13 protein-coding genes and 1 pseudogene are annotated in these 14589 nt (G+C 75.1%); 11 read left to right on the top strand and 3 right to left on the bottom strand.

All coding sequences use genetic code 11. The features are described 5' to 3' along the window. The first annotated feature begins 14 nt into the window (after positions 1-14). Positions 15-536, top strand: a complete 522-nt coding sequence (locus EIW28_RS24250; protein WP_158630409.1) for a hypothetical protein — start codon at positions 15-17, stop codon at positions 534-536. Here EIW28_RS24250 and EIW28_RS14770 read toward each other — a convergent pair. Beyond that, complete coding sequence (locus tag EIW28_RS14770; protein ID WP_125248487.1) at positions 533-997, bottom strand: hypothetical protein; 465 nt, start codon at positions 995-997, stop codon at positions 533-535. The genes EIW28_RS24250 and EIW28_RS14770 overlap by 4 nt on opposite strands. 86 nt (positions 998-1083) lie before the next feature. Next, complete coding sequence (locus EIW28_RS14765) at positions 1084-1629, bottom strand: hypothetical protein (RefSeq protein WP_125248486.1); 546 nt, start codon at positions 1627-1629, stop codon at positions 1084-1086. 529 nt (positions 1630-2158) lie between these two features. Here EIW28_RS14765 and EIW28_RS14760 point away from each other — a divergent pair. The 8 genes and pseudogenes from EIW28_RS14760 (at position 2159) to EIW28_RS14725 (ending at position 10690) form a co-directional block, all read left to right on the top strand. Continuing rightward, a complete protein-coding gene (locus EIW28_RS14760; RefSeq protein ID WP_125248485.1) occupies positions 2159-2791 on the top strand; it encodes a dihydrofolate reductase family protein in 633 nt (210 codons plus the stop codon). 72 nt (positions 2792-2863) lie between these two features. Next, positions 2864-3718 carry a hypothetical protein gene (locus EIW28_RS14755; protein ID WP_125248484.1) on the top strand — a complete coding sequence of 285 codons (855 nt, stop codon included), beginning with the start codon at positions 2864-2866 and terminating at the stop codon, positions 3716-3718. Positions 3719-3747: 29 nt separating this feature from the next. Then, positions 3748-4869 (top strand): winged helix DNA-binding domain-containing protein, encoded by a 1122-nt coding sequence (locus EIW28_RS14750; protein ID WP_197717281.1) that lies wholly within the window; start codon positions 3748-3750, stop codon positions 4867-4869. Positions 4870-4986: 117 nt separating this feature from the next. Further along, on the top strand, positions 4987-5169 hold the full coding sequence (locus EIW28_RS14745; RefSeq protein WP_125248482.1) for a hypothetical protein: 183 nt from the start codon (positions 4987-4989) through the stop codon (positions 5167-5169). A gap of 139 nt (positions 5170-5308) precedes the next feature. Next, positions 5309-6514, top strand: coding sequence for an MFS transporter (locus EIW28_RS14740; RefSeq protein WP_125248481.1), 1206 nt, complete (start codon positions 5309-5311; stop codon positions 6512-6514). A 67-nt stretch (positions 6515-6581) separates the two neighbouring features. Beyond that, on the top strand, positions 6582-7367 hold the full coding sequence (locus EIW28_RS14735) for a 3-hydroxybutyrate dehydrogenase (protein WP_125248480.1): 786 nt from the start codon (positions 6582-6584) through the stop codon (positions 7365-7367). Between the two features lie 31 nt (positions 7368-7398). Next, positions 7399-8763, top strand: a pseudogene (locus EIW28_RS14730) (MFS transporter); the annotation flags it as partial. 16 nt (positions 8764-8779) lie between these two features. Continuing rightward, entirely contained in the window at positions 8780-10690 is a 1911-nt protein-coding gene (locus EIW28_RS14725) for a helix-turn-helix domain-containing protein (RefSeq protein WP_187350611.1), read from the top strand. Positions 10691-10692: 2 nt separating this feature from the next. Here EIW28_RS14725 and EIW28_RS14720 read toward each other — a convergent pair whose 3' ends face one another. Then, complete coding sequence (locus EIW28_RS14720; RefSeq protein WP_125248478.1) at positions 10693-11847, bottom strand: acetyl-CoA C-acyltransferase; 1155 nt, start codon at positions 11845-11847, stop codon at positions 10693-10695. A gap of 159 nt (positions 11848-12006) precedes the next feature. On the opposite strand from EIW28_RS14720, the gene EIW28_RS14715 reads away from it, so the two are divergent. Together EIW28_RS14715 and EIW28_RS14710 are read left to right on the top strand one after the other, a co-directional pair. Continuing rightward, positions 12007-13917: an acetoacetate--CoA ligase gene (locus tag EIW28_RS14715; RefSeq protein ID WP_232014027.1), complete on the top strand. Its 1911-nt coding sequence runs from the start codon at positions 12007-12009 to the stop codon at positions 13915-13917. Positions 13918-13952: 35 nt separating this feature from the next. Beyond that, positions 13953-14588 (top strand): hypothetical protein, encoded by a 636-nt coding sequence (locus EIW28_RS14710; protein ID WP_125248477.1) that lies wholly within the window; start codon positions 13953-13955, stop codon positions 14586-14588. The last annotated feature ends 1 nt before the right edge of the window (position 14589 follow it).

The following is a 14589-nucleotide window of genomic DNA, read 5'->3' as shown; positions in this document are numbered from 1 at the left end:
TCTAGCATCGGGGCATGGACTTCTCGCCCGCTCCGCTGCGCCCGTTGGGCGGCCTCGTGCTGCTCGCCGCCTTCGCGACCGCTTCGTGCGGAGCTGAACCGGGCCCCGAACCGGGTTCCGATGCCGGGGCGGACGCCTCGGGCACCGCGAGCGCGTCGGCGGAGGCCGCCCCCACGGAGGAGGCCGCGCCGACCGCGGCGGATGGCACCGACTACGCCGCGTGCGACGACGGCTCGTGCGAGGTCGCGGTGTCCGGTGAGCCGGTGGTGTTCGAGTTCGCGGAGTTCACGGTCGAGGTGACCGTGGCCGGCGACGGCATCGAGCTGGTGAAGGAGGGCGGCGGCGGCACCGGGACCGGCTCGCTCTCGGGCGGGTATTGCGCGACGTACTTGAGCGCCACGGGGATGTCGTCGAGCTGCTACGGGATCGTGGAGGGCGAGCCGCCCGCCGCGGAGGCGCCCGGCAGCGGCGAGGTGCTGCTCGAACTCCTCGACCTCAGTGACGGCACGGCGATCGTGCGGTTCACCGCGGGCTAGCGGGCCCGGCCCGCCGGGGCGCTGTCCCCGCGGTCGATCGCCGCGGCGGTTCGTTCGATCGCGTCGCGCACGAGGCGGCCGTAGGGGTCGTCGGCCAGCGCGGGCGCGTGTGCGCGGGCCGCTTCGATGTGGCGTGCGGCGGCGGTGAAGGCGCCGAGGCGGCGGTGGTCCTCGGCGAGGTTGAGGTGGAGCGAGGGGTAGAGGCCGGCGGCGCGGAGGCCGGGGTGGTGGGCGTCGAGGTGGTCGTCGGTGAGGGCGTCGGCGGCGTCGAGGGCGCGGCGGTTCCAGGTGAGGGCGTCTGCGGGGTCGGGGTGGAGGTCGGCGAGGTGGTGGGCGAGGGTGCACCGGACGAGGGGGTCGCCGTCGGGTCCGGCGGCGTTCCAGATCGCGAGGAGCCGTCGGCGTGCCTCGGGTCCGGCGGCGAGGGCCGCGGCGACGGCGTCCATGGTGGTCTCGGTCATGCGGTGCCTTCGGTCGGTGCGGTCGCGGCGCGTGCGGACGGTCTCGCGGGGGGCGGTGCCCGCCGGTGGGCGGGCACCGCGACGGGTTAGGAGATCTGGTAGGAGCCGGCGCGGTTGCTCCAGCCGATGGTGCCGAGGTTGGCGAGGGCGTCGATCCAGGTGGAGGAGGCGCCGGAGAGCGTCACGGTGTCCCAGAGCTTGATGTCGCACTGGCGGAAGGTGCGGACGGAGCTGGCGCGGTTGTTCCAGCCGGCGGCGTCGAGGTAGTCGACGCTGAACTCGACCGGGGAGTACGCGGCGGTGCAGGTGTGGTCGGTGGCGACGAAGGAGCGGGTGCCGCCGGCCGGGTCGTAGTTGGTGCGGTCGTAGAGGGTGATGAGGGTGGTGTCGGCGAGGACGCCGGCGTCGGCGGAGGCGGCGCGGTCCTCGGCGAAGGCGGCGGCCTGGGTGGCGGCGCAGCTGACCTCGTCGGTCACGAGGTTGACGACGCAGTGGTCGGCGCCGGTCGCGCCTTGGGCGGCGGCGGGGGCGGCCGCGAGGAGGGCGAGGACCGCGGGGAGTGCCAGCAGGGCCGCGATCAGCGTGCGCCCGCGTTTCGCGGCCTTCGGGGTGAGTCGTTCGAGTTCGCTCATGGCGTCAGGATATGGGATCGGCCCGGTCGGACGGGCGGCGGCGGGGGCGAACGCCGGGTTGTGTCCCGCTGTGCCCCATGGGGTTCGGTGGCGGGCGGCGAAGGGGAGGCGGAAGCCGCCGGCTTCAGGGTGCGCGTCGTCGCGGAGGATCACGGCGGTGCCGGAGCGGCCCGAGCGGGGCATCGCGAGGCCCGAGCAGGGCATCGCGAAGGCCGCGGCGGGATCGGCGGCGGCCGACCCCCGGGCGGGCTCGGAGAATCACGAAGGCCGCGGCCGGATCGGCAGCGGCCGGTGCCCGGGCGGGTTCGAGGCATCACGAGGGCCACGGCCGGACCGGCGGCCACCGACGCCCCGGCGGGTTCGGGGCATCCCGAGGGCCGCGGCCGGATCGGCGGGACCGACCCCCGGGTGGGTTCGGGGCGTGGCTGGACATCGCGGGGCGTGGCTGGACATCTCGGCGGCCGACCGCGATGATCGCTGGAGGCCGGGCCGCATCCGCGTCGGCCCGGGAAGCAAAGGAGCACCGACCATGTCACTCGCCCGCGTCCACAACTTCGCCGTCTCGCTCGACGGGTTCGGCACCGGGGAGGGAACGAGCCGCGACGCGTTCTTCGGGCACGCCGGGGAGCGCCTCCACGAGTGGATGTTCACCACCCGCTGGTGGGAGGAGGGCGGCAGCGCCGGCGTCGACGACGCGTTCGTGCGCCAGCACGACCCCGGCATCGGCGCCGAGATCATGGGCGCCGGGAAGTTCGGCTTCCCCGGCTGGCACGAGGACCCGGACTGGAAGGGCCCGTGGGGGTCGAACCCGCCGTTCCACACCCCGGTCTTCGTCCTCACCCACCACAAGCGGCCGTCCATCGAGATGGAGGGCGGCACGACGTTCCACTTCACCGACGCCGCCCCCGCCGACGCGCTCGCCGCCGCCCGCGAGGCCGCCGGCGGCCTCGACGTGCGCATCGGGGGCGGCGCCACCGTCATCCGCGAGTTCCTCCAGGCCGGGCTCGTCGACTTCATGCACGTCGCCGTCGTCCCGATCCTCCTCGGGCGCGGTGTGCGCCTGTGGGACGGCCTCGAAGGGCTCGAACAGGACTTCGCGATCGAGTCCGTCTCCTCCCCTTCGGGCGTCACCCACCTGACGTTCAACAAGCGCCGCGGCTGACGAGTCCAGTGCGGACGGGTGTCCGGCGGTAAGGTGGGGGCGGACCCCCTCGATCGGAAACCGGACACCCTCATGCTCGACCCTTTCACCGACGCTCCCGTTGCACCCCAAGGCGACCGCCCGCCGCAGAACGGCCTCGGCACGGCCTCGCTCGCCATCGGGATGTGCTCGTTCGCGCTCCTCTGGCTGCCGTTCGGCCTCAACGTCGCGTGGATCGGGGCCGCGGTCGCCGTCGTCTTCGGCGCGATCGGCCTCGCCTGGGCCTGCACCGGCCTCGCCACCAACCGCAGCACGGCCGCCGGCGGGTTCTTCAGCGGCCTCGGCACGATCGCCGCGACCGTCGCGATCGTCTGGATCGCCACCGACGAGCGGCCGTACACCACCTACGGGCAGGACGTCGAGACGCCGTCGCCCTCAGTCTCGGAGTCCCCTGTGGACCCGTCCGGGTTCGAGGCCGGCGTCTGGCAGGTCGGGGCGGACATCGCCCCCGGCACGTACGCGACCCAGGGCGGCGACACCGACGCCTACTGCACCGCCGAACGGCGCTCCGGGGAGGAGGTCCTCGGTGAACTCACCGTCGTCGGCCTCTCCCCCGGGCGCATCACCGTCCTGGACACCGACGCCGAGATCGAGTTCGCCGGCAGCTGCTCCTGGCGCCCCGCCGGGCCCGACAACCTCGCCGACGCCGACGGCGAATACGGGGACGGCGTCTGGGAGGCCGGCACCGAGATCCCGCCCAGCGCGTACGCGACGGACGCCTCCGACCTCGACGGCTGCTACGCGTTCCGCCTCTCCGGGTTCACCATGGCCCTCGGGGACGACATCGGCTACGAGTACGTCCCCGGCGGTGAGCAGGGATCGATCACCGTCGAGGAGGGCGACGCCGGCGTCCACTTCATCGGCGGCTGCGTCTGGACGGCCGACTAGACGCCCCGGCGTGGACGGCGGGCGGTTTAATGGCTGGCGTGTCCGTCATCAGCACCCGCGCCCTCAACCGCACCCTCCTCGCCCGCCAGCACCTCGACGAGCGGGCCCCGCTCGCGCCCCTCGACGCGGTCGAGCACCTCGTCGCGATGCAGGGCCAGCACCCCAACAGCCCCTACATCGGACTGTGGACGCGGCTGGCGGCGTTCGCGCACGACGACCTCGCCGCGCTCCTGCGGAACGGGTCGGTGGTGCGGTCGCTGACGCTGCGGCGGACCGTGCACCTCTCCTCGGCGGCCGACTACGCCTGGCTGCGGCCCACCGTGCAGCCCGTCGTCGCGACCGCCCTCAAGTCCCCGTACTACGCCGCCGAGATCGACGGGCTCGACCTCGACGAGCTCACCCGCGCCGGCCGCGCCCTCCTCGCCGGGAAGACCCTGACCCGCAAGGCGTTCGGGAAGCTCCTCGCCGAGCGGTACCCCGGGCGGCACGCCGGCCGGCTCGCCGACGCCGTCGAGGCCGCCACCGCCCTGACGCACGCCCCGCAGAACGGCGCCTGGGGCGGCTGGCGCCATCCCAGCAACGTCGCCGTCAGCCTCGCCGAGGAGCAGACCGGCGTCCCCATGCGCACCGGACGCGACCTGGAGACCCTGATCCGGCGCTACCTCGCCGCGTTCGGGCCCGCGACCGTCATGGACGTCCAGGCGTGGTCGGGCCTGACGAAGCTCCGCGAACCCGTCGAGACCATGCGGCGCACGCTGCGGACCTACCGGAGCGAGGACGGCGCCGAACTGCTCGACCTGCCCGACGGCGCGGTCGCCGACGCCGACCGGCCCGCGCCGGTGCGGTTCCTGCCCGCGTTCGACAACGCCCTCCTCGGGCACCGCGACCGCACCCGCGTCATCAGCGACGAGGACCGCAAGCGCTTCGCGACCGGCGCCTCCGGCGGCATTCCGATGCTCCTCGTCGACGGCTTCGCGGCCGGCACCTGGACGGTCGCCGGCGCGACCCTGACCGCGACCCCCACCCGGCCGCTGAGCGACGACGACGCCGCGGCCGTCCTCGACGAAGGCACCCGCCTCCTCGACTTCATCGCCCCCGGCGACCCCGACGCCGCCTTCGTCCTCGCCGACCCGCTCCTCCCCCGCGAATGAGCCTCGGCGTCCCGATCCGTCCGGGACGCCACGCGGGTGCACCGGCGGCGCGGTCGCGGCGCGTCCTACCGGACAGCAGCACTGAACGGCAGTGCTCCGCACGGAAGGAACCCGTTGATGCGCAAGCAGATCGCAGCCGCACTCGCCGCCGTCGCCGCAGGCGCGGCCCTCGCCCTGGCCGCCGCCGCCCCGGCCGCGGCGACCATCGCCGACGTCGGCGCCGCGCCGCACGCCCCGGCGGACTTCGCCGACATCAGCGTCGACATCGACCTCGACAACGTCGATCCGAGCAACCGCTAGACCGCGGCACCCGCGGGCGCACCCGGAGCCGGGTGCGCCCGCGCTGCTGTACGCTTCCGACGGCCCCGCCGGCGCCTCACGGCCGGGCCCTTCCCCGCCCTTGCGCTGCCCGCCGCAGCCGACGCGAACGAGGTGCCCCATGACGACCGCGACGAGACCGTCCGCACTCGACCGCCGCTCCCTGGCCGCGCTCCTCGCGCTCGCCGCCGCGGCCTTCTGCTACGTGACCGTCGAGACCGCGCCCGTCGGACTCCTCGGCGAGATCGCCCGCGACCTCGACGTCTCCCCCGCCGAAGTGGGCCTCCTCGTCACCGGGTACAGCGTCACCGTCGCCGTCGTCACCCTCCCGCTCGTGCGCCTCGTCGCCCGCGTCCCCCGCCGCCCGCTCCTCCTCGCCCTCATGGCCGTCATGGTGGTCGCCACCGCCGCCTCCGCGGCCGCGACCGCATACGGGACGCTCTTCGCCGCCCGCGTCGCCACCGCGCTGAGCCAAGCCGTGTTCTGGGGCGTCGTCGGCCCTGTCGCCGCCGGGATGTTCCCCGTCCACGTGCGCGGCCGCGTCATGGCCGTCGTCTACACCGGCGGCTCCATCGGCCCCATGCTCGGCGTCCCCGCCGCCACCTGGCTCGGCCAGCGCGCCGGCTGGCAGGCCGCGTTCCTCGCGCTCGCGGCCACCGGCCTCGTCGCGTTCGCCGTGCTCCTGGCGGCGCTGCCGTCGAAGCCGACCCGGAACGAGCACGCCGGGCGCGGGACCGTGCCCGACGCGCGCCGGTTCGCGCTCGTACTCGTCACGACCGTGCTCGCCGTGGCCGGGTTCTTCGCGGTGTACACGTACACGTCGGCGGTGATCACCGCCGTGGCGGGGATGTCGGCGGCGCTGCTCGGGCCGCTGCTGCTGGCGCGCGGCGTGGCCGACTTCGGCGGGATCGCCGCCGGCGGCGTCCTCTCCGACCGGGACCAGCGCCTGGCCGTGACGCTGCCGCTCGCGCTCCTGGCCGCGGTCTTCGCCGGCCTGTGGGCGTTCGGGTCGAGCCCGTGGGTCGCCGGGGGCGTCATCGTCCTGACCGGCCTGTCCATGGGCATGTTCAGTCCCGCGCTCCAGAACCGGGTCATGGAGTTCGCGCCCGGGAGCACGGACACGGCGTCGGCCGCGAACTCGGTGGCGTTCAACGTCGGGATCGCGCTCGGGTCGTCCCTCGGGGGACTCACGCTCGCGCATGCGGGCGCGGACCACATCGCGCTGACCGGGACGGTGTTCGCGGCGGCCGCGGTGGGGACGAGCCTGTTCCTGACCGACCCGGGCCGGTCCCGGCGCGGACCCGAAGCGGGTGGCGCGGCCACATGAGGCCGGCGGGAATTGTGTGGCGCCGCCACATGGTTCTCCCGTCACTGCGTCCATAGCATCTACCGGCATGAATACCGTTGCAGCCGCCGGGTCGGGCGCGCCCGCCCCCGGGAGTGTCCTCTCCGGACGGACGGCGCTGGTGACCGGCGCGGGGTCCGGGATCGGGCGGGCGTGCGCGGTCGCGCTCGCCGCGGCCGGGGCCGCCGTCCACGCCGTCGACGTCGACGCGGCGTCGGCGCACGCGACCGCGCTCGCGGTCGGCGGGAAGGCCCATGTGGTGGACCTCGCCGACGCGGACGCGATCGCCTCGCTGCCCGGCGATGTGGACGTCCTGGTGAACAACGCCGGGTTCCAGCACGTCGCGCCGCTCGAGGCGTTCCCGCTGGAGCGGTTCGAGCGCATGCAGCGGGTCATGGTCACCGCGCCGCTGCTGCTCATGCAGCACTGCCTACCGCACATGCGCCGCGGCGGCTGGGGCCGCATCGTCAACGTCTCCAGCGTCCACGGCCTGCGCGCCAGCGCGAACAAGGCCGGGTACGTCGCGGCGAAGCACGCGCTGGAGGGCCTGAGCAAGGTCGCCGCGGTCGAGGGCGCGCCGCACGGGGTCACGAGCAACTGCGTGAACCCCGGGTACGTGCGGACCCCGCTGGTGGAGCGCCAGCTCGACGACCTCGCGGCGGCCGGCCCGGGCCGTGAGGAGGCGCTCGCGCACGTGCTGCTGGACCGGACGCCGGTCAAGCGGCTGCTGGAGCCCGAGGAGGTCGCCGCCGCCGTGGTGTGGCTGTGCGGCCCCGGCAGCGGGTTCGTGACCGGGTCCTCCCTGACGCTCGACGGCGGCTGGACCGCCAACTAGCCCCACCCTTCGAAGAGAAACGGGCACGCCCATGACCAGTGACACCGCCCCTGTATCCGCCCCGGTCGAGAAGCGCCGCAACGGCATCGGCCGAATCGTGACCGCGAGTCTGGTCGGCACCACCGTGGAGTGGTACGACTTCTTCCTGTACGGCTCGGCCGCGGCGCTGGTGTTCAACACCGCGTTCTTCCCGGCCGGGGACCCCTTGACGGGGACGCTCATTGCGTTCGCGAGCTACGCGATCGGGTTCCTCGCCCGCCCGCTCGGCGGGCTCGTGTTCGGCCACTTCGGCGACCGGCTCGGCCGCAAGCGCCTGCTGGTGCTCAGCCTGCTGCTCATGGGCGGGGCCACGTTCGCGATGGGCCTGCTGCCGACGTACGCGGCGATCGGCGTCGCCGCGCCGATCCTGCTGACGGCGCTGCGGCTGGTGCAGGGCTTCGCGCTCGGCGGCGAGTGGGGCGGCGCGGTCCTCATCGTGTCCGAGCACGGCGGGGCGCGGCACCGCGGGTTCTGGGCGTCGTGGCCGCAGGCCGGGGCGCCGGGCGGGAACCTGCTCGCGACCGGTGTGCTGGCGCTGCTGGCGGTCGTCCAGACCGAGGAGGCGTTCCTGGCGTGGGGGTGGCGGATCCCGTTCCTGCTGTCGGGGGTCCTGGTCGTCATCGGCCTGTGGATCCGCATCTCGGTGTCGGAGTCGCCGGTGTTCCTGGCCGCGCAGGCGCGGCGGGCCGCGAGCGGGGCGAAGGAGCGGCCGCCGATCGTGGAGGTGTTCCGCACCGGCTGGCGGGAGGTCCTGGGCGCGATCGGGCTGCGGTTCGGCGAGAACGTCTCGTACTACATCCTGACGGCGTTCGTGCTCGTGTACGTGACGGTGCAGCTGGAGCTGCCGCGGAGCCTGGCGCTGAACGCGGTCCTGATCGCCTCGGCGGTGCACTTCGCGACGATCCCGCTGTGGGGCGCCCTGTCCGACCGGATCGGGCGGCGGCCGGTGACGCTCGTCGGCGCGGTCGGCATGGCGGCGTGGGCGTTCGCGTTCTTCGGCCTGGTCGACTCGGGCGAGTTCTGGACGGTGGCGGCGTCGGTGACGGCGGGCCTGCTGTTCCACGGCGCGATGTACGGGCCGCAGGCGGCGTTCGTGTCGGAGCTGTTCGACACCCGGGTGCGGTACTCGGGGGCGGCGATCGGGTCGCAGCTCGCGTCCGTGGTGGCGGGGGCGCTGGCGCCGATCGTCGCGGTGAAGCTCCTGGCGGACTATGAATCGTCGACGCCGGTGTCGGTGTACCTGTGCGCGGCGGCGGTCGTCACCGCGATCACGGCGGCGCTGGTGCGCGAGACGCGGGGCCGCGACCTGACCAGCGACGTCAGGGCGTCGTTACACTCGGACGAGCCCACCCCCCGAACTGAAGGAAGTCCCCGTGTCCGTCGACGACGACGAATCCGGCATCGGCGCGGCCGCCGAGGCGCTGCTGCGGCTGATCGGCCTGATCGCGGCGGACACGTCGGACGAGCGGCTCGCGGCCCCGGCCCGGGACCTGAAGCGGTCCCGGGCCTCGGCCGCGGCCGTCGCCGCGGTCGAGGAGGCCACGGAGGCGGCGCGGCGGATCACGCGGACGCTCGCGCAGCGGCGGCGCCGCGAGGCCGAGCTCGCGGCCCTGTTCGACACCGCCGGGGACCTCGCGGCGCTGCGGAACCTCGACTCGGTGCTGCGCGCCATCGTCCACCGGGCCCGGACCCTGCTCGGCGCGGACCTCTCCTACATCGCCCTCCAGGACCCCGAGGCCGGGGACACGTACATGCGGGTCACGGACGGGTCGGTGTCGGCCGCGTTCCAGCGGCTGCGGCTCGGCATGGGCGAGGGCCTCGGCGGCCTGGTGGCCGAGACGGCGCTGCCGTACGCGAGCACCGACTACCGGGTCGACCCGCGGTTCCGGCACACCGAGCGGATCGACTCGGCGGTGGCCGAGGAGGGCGTGCACGGGATCGTGGGCGTGCCGCTGCGGGTGGGCGAGCAGGTCATCGGGGTGCTGTTCGCGGCGGACCGGGCCCCGCGCGGGTTCGCGCCCGACGACATCGCGATGCTCGTGTCGCTCGCCAACCACGCGGCGGTCGCGATCGAGTCGGTGCGCCAGCTGGAGGGGTCGGCGCAGACGCTGCGGGAGCTGAGCGAGGCCGCGCGCACCTCGGAGCGGCTGAACCGGGCGCTGCGGCGGGCCGCGGACGCGCACGACCGGTTGACGGGCCTGGTGCTCAGCGGCGGCGACGTGGCCGACCTCGCCTCCCAGACCGCGGAGCTGTTCGCCGGCCCGATCGGGATCTACGACGCCGAGGGCGGCGAGCTGGCCCGCGCCGGGGACGGCGAAGTCCGGTTCGTGGCCGAGGGCGTCGAGGGCTCGCAGGCCGGCCGCGGTGCGGTCCTCGCGGACGGGCTGTGGGTGTGCGCGGTCATGGCGGGCCCGGAGCCGCTGGGCAGCATCGTGCTCGGGGGCCGGACCGGGCTCGGGGAGGCCGACCGGCAGCTGTTCGAGCGGACCGCGCTGGTGACCGCGCTGCTGCTGCTCCTGCGCCGGTCCGTGGCCGACGCCGAGGACCGCGTCCGCGGGGAGCTCCTGGACGACCTGCTCACCGACGCGGGCCGGCGCCGCAGCGGCGGGTCGAGCCTGCGGCTGCGGGCCCGCCGGCTCGGCATCGACCTGCACCGGCCGCACGCGGTGTTCGTCCTCGACTGCGACGCCCAGCCGCGCCTGGCCTCGGAGGCGAACCGGCACGCGCGGGCCGAGGGCGGCCTCGCCGGGGGCCGCGACGGCCGCCCGGTCCTGCTGCTGCCCGCGACCGACCCGGGCGCGCAGGCCGCGAAGCTCGCGGCCGCGATCGGGCGGTCGGTCGGGCAGCCGGCCACGGTCGGGGCGTCGGCGCCCGTGGACGACCCCGAGCGGCTCCCGGAGGCGTACGCGGAGGCCGTGCGATGCACCGAGGCCATGCTCACGCTGGGCCGCCGGGGCGAAGGCGCGTGCATGGAGCAGCTCGGCTTCATCGGCGTCCTCCTGGGCGAGTCGGGCACGGACGCGTTCGTGCAGCGCACCATCGGGCCCGTCCTCGACTACGACCGGCGCCGCGGCACCGACCTGGTCGGGACCCTCGAGGCGTACTACGCGGCGGGCGGGCACCTGGCGAAGACGAAGGCCGCGCTGAACGTCCACGTCAACACCGTCTCGCAGCGCCTCGACCGGGTCGCGGCGATCCTCGGGCGCGACTGGAACGCCCCCGCGAGGTCGCTGGAGGTGCAGCTGGCGCTGCGCGTCCACCGGCTCTCCCGCGCGGGGCGCTGACCTTACCTGGCGCGCAGGACGATCGCGTCGCCCTGGCCGCCGCCGCCGCAGAGGCCGGCGGCGCCGACCGCGCCGCTGGGGAGCTGCCGGGCCAGGGTCTGGACGAGGCGGGCGCCGCTGGCGCCGAGCGGGTGGCCGAGCGCGATCGCGCCGCCGTCGCGGTTGACGCGCTCGGGGTCGACCCCGAGTTCGCGGATCGAGGCGAGCGCGACGGCCGCGAACGCCTCGTTGATCTCGATCGTCTCGAGGTCGGCGACCGCGACGCCGGCGCGCGCGGCGGCCGCCTCGATCGCCCGCGCGGGCTGGTGCAGCAGCGAGTTGTCCGGACCGGCCACGGACGCGTAGGAGAGGATCTCGGCCTCCCAGTCGAGGCCGAGGCGTTCGGCGGTCGACCTGGTGGTCATGACGAGGGCGACGGCGCCGTCGTTCATCGGGGAGGAGTTCCCGGCGGTCAGGGCGCCGTCGGCGGTGAACGCGGGGCGCAGCCCGGCGAGGCCGTCGAGCGTGGTGTGCGGGCGGGGGCTCTCGTCGGCGTCGACGGTCCCGGCGCGGGTCGCGACGGGCACGAGCTCCGCCGCCCGGTCCGCGGCCCCCTTGCCGGCCTTGAGCTGCGATTCGAGCGCGTACGCGTCCTGCTCGGCGCGGGAGAGGCCGAGCGCGCGGGCGTGCCGCTCGGTGGACTCGCCCATGGAGACGCCGTCGTAGGCGTCGGTGAGGCCGTCGAACGCGGTGTGGTCGAGCATGGTGACGTCGCCGTACTTGTGGCCGCGGCGCGCGAGCGGGAGCAGGTGCGGGGCGCGGGTCATCGACTCCATGCCCCCGGCGACGGCGAACTCGACGTCGCCGGCGCGCAGGAACCGGTCGGCGATCGCGACCGAGGTCAGGCCGGACAGGCACACCTTGTTCACCGACAGGCTCGGCACGTGCATGGGGACGCCGCCGGCGACGGCGGCCTGCCGGGCCGGGTTCTGGCCGCACCCGGCGGGGAGCACGTGGCCGAGGATCACCTGGCCGACGCGGTCGGGGGCGAGGCCGGCGCGGTCGAGGGCGGCGCCGATCGCGATCCCGCCGAGGGTGGTGGCGGGGACGTCGGCGAGGCCGCCGCCGAAGCGCCCGATCGGGGTGCGCGCGGCGGCGAGGATGACGGTCGTGTCCATGCGCCCGATCCTAGTGAGCGGGACGGCCGCCGGGACATGGTTCGGCAACCCATTTCCGGGCCGGCCGGTGTGTGGGCGGGCGCCACTGCGCCGCGGCCGTGCCGTCGGAAACAATGGCGGGGCGGGTCGACGGTGACCCGCGGCGAAGGAGGCGAGTGCGTGACCGGCGAGGTGCTCTGGCGGCCGCGGCCCGACGCGGCCGAGACGGCGAACATCGGGGCGTTCGCGAGGCGGCTGTCCGCGCTCGCGGGCGCGGACCTGACCGCGTACCCGGACCTGTGGCGGTGCTCGGTCGAGCGGCCCGGCCTGTTCTGGGGCGCGGTGTGGGAGCACTTCGGGCTCGGCGGTCCCGTCCCGGAGGACCGGGTGCTGGCGTCGGCGGCGATGCCGGGCGCGGTGTGGTTCCCCGACGAGCGCCTCAACTACGCGCAGGCCGTGCTCGCGGCGCCGGGCATGGGCGAGGCCGACACGGCCGTCAGGGGCTACTCGGACACGCGCGATCCCGTCGAGTGGACGCTCCGGGAGCTGCGGTCGGCGGTGGCGCGCCTGCGCGGCGGGCTCCTCGCGGCCGGCGTCGGGCGCGGGGACCGGGTGGCGGCGTGGATGCCGAACGCGCCCGAGACGTACGCGCTCATGCTCGCCGCGGCCTCGATCGGCGCGGTGTTCTCCTCGTGCGCCCCCGAGTTCGGGGCGCGGGCCGTGATCGACCGGCTCAAGCAGATCGAGCCCGCGGTCCTGTTCGTCACCGACGGGTACCGGTACGGCGCCAAGACGATCCGCCGCGACCGCGAGATCGCGCAGGTCGTGGACGCGCTGCGGCCCGGCGCGGTGGTCACGTTCCCGTACCTGGGCGAGGGCTTCCAGGCCGGCGAGCGGTGGGAGGACTTCGGGCGGGACGGCGCGCTCGCGTTCGAGCCGGTCCCCTTCGACCATCCGCTGTACATCCTGTACTCCTCGGGCACGACGGGCCTGCCGAAGGCGATCGTGCACGGCCACGGCGGCATCGCCGTCGAGCACGCGAAGATGCTCGGCCTGCACCACGACCTGGGCCCGGGCGACCGGTTCCTCTGGTACACCACGACCGGCTGGATGATGTGGAACTACCTCGCGTCCGCGCCGCTGGTCGGGGCGGCCGTCGTCGCGTTCGACGGCGCGCCGGACCCCGAGGGCCTGTGGCGGCTCGCGGAGGAGTCGGGCGCGACCTACTTCGGGACGAGCGCGCCGTTCCTCATGGCCTGCCGCGACCGCGGCGTCGTCCCCAAGGAGGTCGCGGACCTGTCGCGCCTGCGCGGCATCGGCTCCACGGGCGCGCCGCTGCCGCCGGCCGGGTTCGACTACGTGCGCGAGGCGGTCTCGGCGACGGCGCAGCTCCAGTCGCTCTCGGGCGGCACCGACCTGTGCACGGGGTTCCTCGGCGGCGCCCCCACCGTCCCGGTGTGGCGCGGCGAGCTGTCGTGCCGGTGCCTGGGCGCGGACGTGCGGTCGTTCGACCCGAGCGGGCGCGACGGCGTCGGACGCGAGGGCGAGCTGGTGATCGCCTCCCCGATGCCGTCGATGCCGGTCGGCTTGTGGGGCGACACCGACCGCAAGCGCTACCGGGACACGTACTTCGACACGTATCCGGGGGTCTGGCGGCACGGCGACTGGATCACCGTCACCGAGCGCGGCTCGGCCGTGATCTCCGGGCGCTCGGACGCGACCCTGAACCGCGGCGGCGTGCGCATGGGCACCGCGGAGTTCTACTCGGTCGTCGAGGCCGTCCCCGGTGTCGCCGACTCCCTCGTGGTCCACCTCGACGACGAGGACCGGCTCCTGGTGTTCGTCGCGACGACGGTCCCGTTCGACGCGGCGCTCGAGGCCGCGATCCGGGCCGCGATCCGCACCGAGCTCTCCCCGCGGCACCTGCCGGACGCGATCACCGCCGTCCCGGCGATCCCGCGGACGGTCACCGGCAAGAAGGTCGAGGTCCCCGTCAAGCGGCTCCTCCAAGGCGTCCCGGTCGACCGGGCCGTCGCCCGCGGCGCCCTCGCCGACCCGGCCGCGTTGGACGCCTTCCTGCCGCGGGGGTGAGGGAACCGCGGGCGCGGGCGCGGCGTCCAACCCCCATGAACGCACTCACGACATGGCAGCGGCTCCTCCCGGTCGCGGCGCTGTTCACGCTGGCCGCGTGCGGCCAGGGCGCCGACGCGGGCGGCAGCGGCGACGACACGGCGGCCCCCGCGGCCGAGGACGTGGTCTACCGGGGGTCGATCACGGTGTACCAGGGCGTCGAACGCGACAGCGCCGAGCTGTGCGCGGTCGTCGCCGAGTCGTATCCCCCGCAGTGCAGCGGCCCGCCGGTCGCCGGCTGGGACTGGGATGCGGTCGAGCACGAAGAGGCCCAAGGGGTCCGGTGGGGCACGTACGTCGTCGCCGGGACCTTCGACGGCAAGGCCTTCACCGTCACCGAGGACCCGTTGACGCTCGACGAGATCGACCTCGCCGAGCACCCCGAGCTCCAGTACGCCGAACCCGAGATCGGGGACCCCGCCGAGGAGCTGAGCGGGGCCGAGCTCCAGGCGATCACCGACGAGCTCGTCGACCGGTTCCCGGCCCTCGTCTTCGGCGGCTACCCGGACGAGGCGGCCGGTGTCGCGGTCGTCGACACCCTCCTGGTCAGCCCCGAGCTGGAAGCGTATGCGGCCGAGCACTTCCCCGAGGACGCGGTCGCCTTCGCGCCGGTCCTCAGGCCCGCCGAGTGAC

It is taken from the genome of Glycomyces terrestris, from assembly GCF_003933745.1.
In the GTDB taxonomy this organism is placed as follows: Bacteria; Actinomycetota; Actinomycetes; order Mycobacteriales; family Micromonosporaceae; genus Glycomyces; species Glycomyces terrestris.
The sequence above is the reverse complement of the archived record's forward strand: the minus strand, read 5'-3'. Positions and strand labels throughout refer to the sequence as shown.

Bases quoted from the DNA above. Each gene is read 5' to 3' on its own strand.
- EIW28_RS24250 (WP_158630409.1), top strand. From the start codon at position 15: ATGGACTTCTCGCCCGCTCCGCTGCGCCCGTTGGGCGGCCTCGTGCTG.
- EIW28_RS14770 (WP_125248487.1), bottom strand. From the start codon at position 997: ATGACCGAGACCACCATGGACGCCGTCGCCGCGGCCCTCGCCGCCGGA.
- EIW28_RS14765 (WP_125248486.1), bottom strand. From the start codon at position 1,629: ATGAGCGAACTCGAACGACTCACCCCGAAGGCCGCGAAACGCGGGCGC.
- EIW28_RS14760 (WP_125248485.1), top strand. From the start codon at position 2,159: ATGTCACTCGCCCGCGTCCACAACTTCGCCGTCTCGCTCGACGGGTTC.
- EIW28_RS14755 (WP_125248484.1), top strand. From the start codon at position 2,864: ATGCTCGACCCTTTCACCGACGCTCCCGTTGCACCCCAAGGCGACCGC.
- EIW28_RS14750 (WP_197717281.1), top strand. From the start codon at position 3,748: ATGGCTGGCGTGTCCGTCATCAGCACCCGCGCCCTCAACCGCACCCTC.
- EIW28_RS14745 (WP_125248482.1), top strand. From the start codon at position 4,987: ATGCGCAAGCAGATCGCAGCCGCACTCGCCGCCGTCGCCGCAGGCGCG.
- EIW28_RS14740 (WP_125248481.1), top strand. From the start codon at position 5,309: ATGACGACCGCGACGAGACCGTCCGCACTCGACCGCCGCTCCCTGGCC.
- EIW28_RS14735 (WP_125248480.1), top strand. From the start codon at position 6,582: ATGAATACCGTTGCAGCCGCCGGGTCGGGCGCGCCCGCCCCCGGGAGT.
- EIW28_RS14720 (WP_125248478.1), bottom strand. From the start codon at position 11,847: ATGGACACGACCGTCATCCTCGCCGCCGCGCGCACCCCGATCGGGCGC.
- EIW28_RS14710 (WP_125248477.1), top strand. From the start codon at position 13,953: ATGAACGCACTCACGACATGGCAGCGGCTCCTCCCGGTCGCGGCGCTG.